The organism is Flavobacteriales bacterium (genome assembly GCA_013214975.1).
Lineage (GTDB): Bacteria > Bacteroidota > Bacteroidia > DT-38 > DT-38 > DT-38.
Genome location: JABSPR010000133.1, coordinates 1 through 7,265, shown reverse-complemented (window position 1 = coordinate 7,265; position 7,265 = coordinate 1). Strand labels below are relative to the sequence as shown.

Here is a 7,265-nt window from a genome sequence, read left to right as displayed (position 1 = left end):
TTCAAAAGGAATATTTACCAATGGCTGATAATCGGCTTTCCATTTTTTCCTGCCTATCAGTTTAATCCCTACGGATGAAACCCAATGTGGTAACTTAGATAGCTTCTCACGACTTCTGTTACACTCTCTAGCCCAATCTACTCGTTCGGTTCTTAGATTAGAAAACTGCTCTACTATGCCATCTAAATCGCAATCCATTCCTAACAGGTTATAGAATACCCAGGCATCCTCCAACCCAAGAGAAGCACCTTGTGCCATGTAAGGCGGCATTGCGTGTGCAGCATCTCCGATAAGTAATACTCTACTATTCCCGTATTGGTTTAAAGGCTCAAGTTCTTCCATCGCTGTCCAATAGGCATCTTTAGGATCGAAGTTTTTAAGGATGTCGCCAACAGGTGGGCAGTATGCTTTAAATGGTTTTAGATAATCTTCTTTGGATGCTTGTTGGTCCTTATTGTATACATAACATGTTACTTCTTGGTCGTTGATGGGTATCATTAAAAACTGGCCATCTTTACTTATGTATAACGTCCATGCATTTATAGATTCTGGTTTGGGAGCTATAAAGCGACATACCTTTTCGGCCACCTTTCTAAAAGGAATTTTGCCAAGTATCTGTTCCCTCGTTCTGGAGTTAATACCATCTGCACCAATAACCAAGTCATATTCATCTTGCGTGTCATCAGAGAAAGTAATTCCAACTTGCTTCCCGTTATCAATAATAAGATCAACAGTTTTATTGAAAGTCACTTTTATATCTCCAAGGTCTTCTGCTAACACAGCGTGAAGGCCTTTTCGCTTGATGCAAATACAAGGATTTGGTTGATGCCATATCTCTTCGAGACTCATTTGAACAATGTGTTTACCTTTTGAGTTGTAGATGATGCGATCGTTAACCATAAATCCAACCTTTCGGATTTGATCTCCAAGGCCCATATGCTCCAAAACCTTCACTCCGTTGGATGGAATATATATTCCGGTGGAAGAAGTCTTCCAAGATTCACTACGTTCGACAAGATGAACGGTAATGCCTGTTTTGTTCTTTAAAAGGTTCGCAAGAGCCAAGCCAGCTATCCCTCCACCTATTATTAAAATCTTCATTTATAAATTACCTTATCCAAGTCAATTAAAAATGAAATTAGTCCAAATTCAAGAAGGGAGTAGCTTTCTTACTGATAACATTAGAATTGATATATCTAAGAGCTCTACAGATTTTTTCATCTCATCCTTTGTAAATGAAAGAACCAGTTCGTCACGGTTTGTTTGAACCAGATACTTTGTATTATCTTCGAGTTTATTTTGTTCTAGGCAGAATCTCGCAATGTTAAAAAAACTATTAAAATCGACGAAGTCATTTTGAGAAAGAGAGATCATCGCATTCCCGAAAGCAACTCTTAAATCATTGCAGCACATACATCTACCGATACTCCCCAAACTGTTGCTATGTAGTATTTCAACTTTGTTTTTTGTTAGTGTGTTTTTTTTCATTTCAATAAATTATTGAAGTAAATTACGTTGCAAATGTACTGTATTACAATACCCTTACAAGGGTAAAAACCACTGATTACTCGCAGTTTAACTGATTTATTGGATTTTTCAACCGAGAGGTAGGAATAGTAATTTGCGTCTCATATCTTTGTTATTTAGAATCATTCTAAATAAGGGCCTGGCAAATGATAGCAATCAATATTCTTCATTCTAATAAACATTCATTGGCACATGCCGGTTTAATATCCATACTTAAGAATGTAGATGGAATTGAAACCATTTATTCTGTAAAGAATGAAAAAGAGATAGTATCACGTTTAAGCTTCAATAAATACGAAATTGCCATTCTAGATTATGACCGCGTTGACGCAATTACGATTGAAATCATCCACGATATAAATCGTGTTTCTCCCTTTTCTAAGATTCTAATCATTTCGTCCACTCAGAATGTCTCGATGATAAAACAAGTCATTAAAATGAATGTGTACGGATTTATTTCCAATACATGTGGCGATGAAGAACTGGTAACTGCAGTAAGAACCATTCAAGGAGGAGAGAAACACTATAGCAAGGAGATTATAGATCTATTAGAAAAACATAGGAAAGGACGTGAAAAAGAAAAAACGGCCTTATCGGAAAGAGAAATTCAGATTACAGCACTTGTAGCAAAAGGGTTTTCGAACAAGGAAATTGCGGATAAATTATATCTAAGTGTTCATACGATAGGAACACATCGAAAGAATATACTCAAGAAACTAGGCTTTAGCTCTATTTGCCATTTGGTTCTTTATGCTTTACATACCGGTATAATCAATTCTGAAGACTATTTTGTTCACGGTGAGCCAAAGTAGATGTTCTGCTGTTTCTAGTTCGATAAAGCAGTAAAGTGAACTAACTCTTGCTAATGTCTTTCTTTACTTCGGCATTATAATTATGCCCTTTCTCATTTGTAAACCTTTCCCTTTTATTACTGAAATGGCAATGGCAATGGCCAATCCCAAATTTGTAACTAATTGTATTGGATTATTTATTCGTTTCATCGAGGTATGGATTGAGGTATAATTATAGAACCAAAATTATCCTGACGAGAGCCTATGACCAATACCCTTAATCCGGTAAAATGATTTTTAACGCGCAGCGTTTCCGGGCTTGATCTAAAATCTTAATCTGGATCTACGAACTACAACTTAACATAGAACAGCCCACCTTCTGCTTGGCCCAATCTGGTCGCTTGGCGAACCATTTCTCGCTATTTGGTTGTTCATCGTATGGCTTAAGTAAAAGCTGATACAATTCATCAACCAGGTCGTTGTTCCCTTTGTCAGCTTCATCGATAGCAAGTTGTGCCATGTAATTTCGAAGTACATATTTAGGATTCACCAAATTCATTTTGGCACTTCGGTCCTTTTGATCCAAACTTTCATCTTTAATAAGCTTGACATAATCCGCGTGCCATGCTTTCCATACTTCTTGATGCTCATTATACTCAACGGGTTCAAGGTAGCTTGCAGTACCTATAATATCCCAAAAGGAATCAAAGTTTGTTATCTCTTTATCTGAAAGCATTCGGAAGAATATCGTCATGTCTACCTCCGATAATTCTAAACGACCAGTAAGTGTCTGAATAAATTCTTTATCGATCTTATCCATTTGATATAAACCCAGTTTAGAGGCCATCATCTTGAGATAGTCTTTCAAGTATATTTCTTGATACTCATCAATGATCTCTTGTAATGGCTCGGTCTCTTCTATTAAGAGGTGTATGGCATTTGCCAGTTTAGCGAGGTTCCATAGAGCAATATTGGGTTGGTTTCCGAATCGGTATCTCTTATGCTGCCGGTCTGTGGTATTGGGTGTCCAGCCGGGATCGTAGTTCTCTAACCAGCCATACGGGCCATAATCAATCGTGAGTCCAAGAATCGACATGTTATCCGTATTCATCACACCATGTACAAACCCTACTCTTTGCCAATGGACAATCATTTCTTTAGTTCTCATAACTACCTCTCTAAAAAAAGCAATATATGTTTCCTTAGATGGTGCACCTAGATCAGGGTAATGATGCTTGATTGTATAGTCGACCAATTGCTTTAATGTCTTCTTATCCCCCTTAGACATGAATATTTCGAAGTTTCCAAATCGAATAAAAGATGGTGAAGCACGACATACAACAGCCCCCTTCTCTCCTTTTGGATTACCATCGTACAAAATGTCTCTTACTACCGTATCTCCAGTTGTAATAAGAGAAAGTGCTCGGGTAGTAGGTACACCCAAATGATACATTGCCTCGCTACAAAGGTATTCTCTAATAGAGGATCTTAAAACGGCAAAGCCATCTGCTGTTCTCGAATACGGTGTTGGGCCAGATCCTTTTAATTGAAGTTTCCAATTGAGTCCTTTAATATCAATTTCCGCAATATTTATGGCTCGGCCATCACCCAGTTGACCAGCCCAATTCCCGAATTGATGTCCGCCATAACACATGGCATATGACTTAAAGTTATTAAACACTTCAGCCCCGCTAAATACTTGTAATAGTTTATCTTCCTTTGCTACTAATTCTAATTCGCTCAAAAATTCAGAGGCTATATGAACAATCTTAGGATCCGAAGGTTTTTGGGAATCAGCGTAGGAGAAACATGCACCACTTACCTGTCGAGTATAGTTGTCAGTGATTTCATCACCAGGAAGTTCTTTAGAATAGTGTGGAGTATTGGGTATATCGAACAAATCTTTCATACCGCAAAGGTATACAGATTTAAAGCTATCCGCAATTACTTAGACTTCACAAGTGCGTGAAAAGCGGAGTACAAATAAGTACATATAAATGCAGTACTAATGGGGATAAGAGAATTAGGAACCAACCAAGCAACCGTAAGGGCAACGTTCACTCCAAGTACAGCTAGAGTCGATTTTGTCATGCTTCGAATTAAGTACGGCATTGGGTAAGGTACAAACATGGTAATGGCATTGGCGATAAAAACACCGACAAGAACATAGGTTGCATCAAAATCGAACATTGTAGCAAGTAATACAGCAAACAAAGAATGTCGTATTAGCTCATTTGTTGGTGATCCGGCACTTTTTGCCACACTAGGATCAAGTCTTGTAATAGATCTAACCTGAACAGCTGTAACAGCGATTAAGCCAGCAATAATACATATCCAATTATAATGAACACTTATCACCATTATGATAATTGTATGAGATATTGAGTCACACACATTATCCATTCGGGCACCAAAGTCGCTACGAAGATTCAATTTACCTGCCAAGATGCCATCTAAGTCATCCATTAGGTTATTGTAAATTATAAGTGGAATAAGGTATTTGTATCCATCTTCGGTAAATAAAATCACCAAAGGAAGAACTCCTAAAATGGAAACTACATTTGGAATATTTCTATAAATGATACCCTTCATTGCAATACTAAAATTGGTAGACCTTATGCAATTAGCTGTGTCGGGAAACCTTTGTCTTGAAGTACTTTCTCGCACTCATGCAAATCCTCAATCGTATCTATCTCATACCATTGATTCAAGTCGAAATAAACGCAAGATAAGTCCAACAAATTTTCATCAACCATTTGTGAAAAAACAGCTTCGTAGTATTCACAAACTTTTCCTTCATCAATCCATTGATCAAGCTCTGTTACTATCTTGTTCCAAGAATCCATAGAGAAACTATAGATATTCACTGTTTTATATAGGTTGTCATCCACATTGGCTTGTTGATCCAAATTGATCGAAGTAACCAGGTTTACTAGCGACTTATCAGAAGTTACAGTTGTTCCGTTCATCCAAGGAAGAATTCTTGAAACAGCAATTTTATCTGGCACTAACATTCCTTCTAGTAGTGAGGCTTCAAACACCAAATCACTTTCGATCAACATAAAAGGCTCTTTGATCAAATCTTTAGCCAACCATAAGGAGTAAATATTATTGGTTGTACTAAATATAGGATTAGTAACATATTCTACGGTGATATCTCCTGCATGAATAGCTAAGTAAGACTTAATATGTTCCTCCAGATAGCCAACAACTACAATTAGTTTCTTAAAACCGTTTTGTTGAAGGTTAGTAACTAAACGGCCTAAAATTTCAATTTCGTTAACTTGAGTTAGGCACTTAGGTAGTTTTCCTGTTAAAGGTCTTAAACGACTTCCGGTACCAGCTGCTAATAAAAGAGCCGTAGTTATTTGTTCTGGGTTGTTTTTATAAATCATCCTTACTACTTAATGCGGTACTTTGTAAAGTACGGGTGAGTGCCAAGTATGCTGACCCAGATAGCTTTGCGGCTATTCCGAGAGTGTGTTCCTATTGCGGTTCTCGGATTGGTTAAGGGTTCCTTTTATTGGATTGCAAAAGTACATATAATAAAGGAGAATAAAGGAGAATAAAGGAGTTTAGTTCCTTTATAAGGATTGAAATATATAAATACACCTATGTAAAATATCTATACCGCTATGAGCCTTTTTGTTGCATCTTACTTTGGACAGGTAACCATTTAACTAATACTTTTTGAAGAGAATTTATGGTTACAGGTTTGGGTAGATAGTCGTCCATACCGTCTTTAACATATTGATATTTATCCTTTTCCATTGCATTTGCTGTTAGTGCAATAATTGGCGGCAAAGCAATATCTAGTTTTCGGAGTTCTTTCATTGCAGTTATTCCATCCATTATAGGCATTTGGATATCCATTAGAATAATATCAAATTCCCCAATTTTGAATTACTCTATTGCTTGTATCCCATCTGTTGCCGTTATTACTTTACAATTAAGGCTTTCTATCATGGCTTCGCAAACTATAATATTAACGTTGTTATCGTCTACGAGAAGAACATTAATACCTTCGAAACTTGATGGAGCATTTGTTTTCTTTTCAATTTCCTTTTTCAGATCTATTACTGCCTCGGCGTTAATGGTAAATGAGAATGCCCCCTTCCCATACTCACTATCCACTTTAAACGAACCTCCTAATAATGAGACTATATTCTTTGAAATAGCCAATCCCAATCCTGTACCTTGATATCGTTTTGAAGCCGAAGAATCCATTTGATTGAAAGGTCCCAATAGACTTGAAAGTTCATCTTCTTTCATTCCAATCCCGGAGTCCTCAATATCAAATCGTAATTTGTTTATCTCAGGAGCTGACTGCACACTTACCTTAACCGAGCCTTGATCGGTGAATTTGATTGCATTGCTAATTAAATTGGATAGGACTTGTCTTAATCGGACGGAGTCTGTCAAAACAGCAGGTGTATATAAGGAATTGTTATCAAATTTAATTAGCAATGCTTTTTTCATTCGCTTTTGGTTTAAACAGATTAATAGTTTCCATAATCAAACTCTCTATATTAACTGGGTTGAGCAACATTTTCATCTTGCCCGCCTCTATTTTCGCCATATCTAAAATGTCATCAATTATACTCAGTAGCGTATTGGAAGAAGATCTGATTACCGAGAGTATTTCTAATTGCTTATCCGTGACGTTAGTTGTCTTCTCTAGTAACTCTAGCATGCCCAATATGCCGTTTAATGGCGTCCGTATTTCATGACTCATGTTAGCCAAGAATTCGTCTTTAAAACGAATTGATTTTTTCATTGCACTGGCTTCCTTCTTAAACTCTTGGTTTGTGTAGAAGTCGGTAACATCTCTCACCAAAATCGAAACTGAAAGCGACGAATTATAGACATTACTTAATCTAGAAAGAGTAAAATGTAGTTTCTTAATCTCAAAGCCTTTTGCGTATTTGAGAATAACCGAGTCATGCG

Annotated in this window: 9 protein-coding genes; 1 reads left to right on the top strand and 8 read right to left on the bottom strand. The window is 37.0% G+C overall.

Features of this window, described 5'->3' with window-relative positions; translation table 11 throughout:
• Positions 1-1,101 (bottom strand): FAD-dependent monooxygenase (locus tag HRT72_04935; protein ID NQY67053.1); only part of this gene is annotated, 1,101 nt, incomplete at its 3' end.
• Between the two features lie 48 nt (positions 1,102-1,149).
• Complete coding sequence (locus HRT72_04930; GenBank protein NQY67052.1) at positions 1,150-1,488, bottom strand: hypothetical protein; 339 nt, start codon at positions 1,486-1,488, stop codon at positions 1,150-1,152.
• 185 nt (positions 1,489-1,673) lie between these two features.
• Here HRT72_04930 and HRT72_04925 point away from each other — a divergent pair, with 185 nt between their 5' ends.
• On the top strand, positions 1,674-2,339 hold the full coding sequence (locus tag HRT72_04925; GenBank protein NQY67051.1) for a response regulator transcription factor: 666 nt from the start codon (positions 1,674-1,676) through the stop codon (positions 2,337-2,339).
• A 322-nt stretch (positions 2,340-2,661) separates the two neighbouring features.
• Here HRT72_04925 and HRT72_04920 read toward each other — a convergent pair whose 3' ends face one another.
• The 6 genes from HRT72_04920 to HRT72_04895 all read right to left on the bottom strand — a co-directional run.
• The gene (locus tag HRT72_04920) at positions 2,662-4,227 is read right to left on the bottom strand and encodes a YdiU family protein (protein NQY67050.1); all 1,566 of its coding nucleotides are present in this window, start codon (positions 4,225-4,227) and stop codon (positions 2,662-2,664) included.
• A gap of 35 nt (positions 4,228-4,262) precedes the next feature.
• Complete coding sequence (locus HRT72_04915) at positions 4,263-4,910, bottom strand: CDP-alcohol phosphatidyltransferase family protein (protein ID NQY67049.1); 648 nt, start codon at positions 4,908-4,910, stop codon at positions 4,263-4,265.
• 23 nt (positions 4,911-4,933) lie between these two features.
• Positions 4,934-5,713, bottom strand: a complete 780-nt coding sequence (locus HRT72_04910) for a phosphocholine cytidylyltransferase family protein (protein ID NQY67048.1) — start codon at positions 5,711-5,713, stop codon at positions 4,934-4,936.
• Between the two features lie 238 nt (positions 5,714-5,951).
• Complete coding sequence (locus tag HRT72_04905; GenBank protein ID NQY67047.1) at positions 5,952-6,170, bottom strand: response regulator; 219 nt, start codon at positions 6,168-6,170, stop codon at positions 5,952-5,954.
• Positions 6,171-6,221: 51 nt separating this feature from the next.
• Positions 6,222-6,797, bottom strand: coding sequence for an ATP-binding protein (locus tag HRT72_04900; GenBank protein NQY67046.1), 576 nt, complete (start codon positions 6,795-6,797; stop codon positions 6,222-6,224).
• A partial coding sequence (locus tag HRT72_04895) for a hypothetical protein (protein ID NQY67045.1) occupies positions 6,775-7,265 on the bottom strand: 491 nt, incomplete at its 5' end. The genes HRT72_04895 and HRT72_04900, both read right to left, overlap by 23 nt.